The sequence below is a fragment of the Delftia sp. ZNC0008 genome, assembly GCF_000799035.1.
In the GTDB taxonomy this organism is placed as follows: Bacteria; Pseudomonadota; Gammaproteobacteria; order Burkholderiales; family Burkholderiaceae_C; genus Comamonas; species Comamonas tsuruhatensis.
In genome coordinates this window covers 1-315 of record NZ_JTKZ01000921.1, presented here as the reverse complement: position 1 = coordinate 315, position 315 = coordinate 1, and the positions used below count along the sequence as shown (strand labels likewise).

Here is a 315-nt window from a genome sequence, read left to right as displayed (position 1 = left end):
AATGGCATCGGAGATGGGATGCACCCAGCGGCGCTTGACGGCAATCCGCTCGGACAGCCCGCCACCGCGCCCGCCCAGGCCGATGAAGTTCATGTCCTTGGACAGGTGGTAGTTGTCGCCCGGCCCCGTGGGCACATCGTCGGCCACGATGTAGGGCTCCACCACCACATGCTGGCCGACCTGGATATCGTCCACCCCTGCGCCCACGGCGTACACCACGCCCGAGAACTCATGCCCCATGGTGATGGGTGCGGACTCGCCCGAGATGGGATGCGGGTGGCCGCAGGGCGGGATGAAGATCGGCCCTTCCATGAA

General features: G+C 66.3%; 1 protein-coding gene. It reads right to left on the bottom strand.

The genetic code is table 11. From position 1 onward, the window contains the following. Positions 1-315 (bottom strand): alcohol dehydrogenase catalytic domain-containing protein (locus tag L995_RS29795; protein WP_156136157.1); only part of this gene is annotated, 315 nt, incomplete at both ends.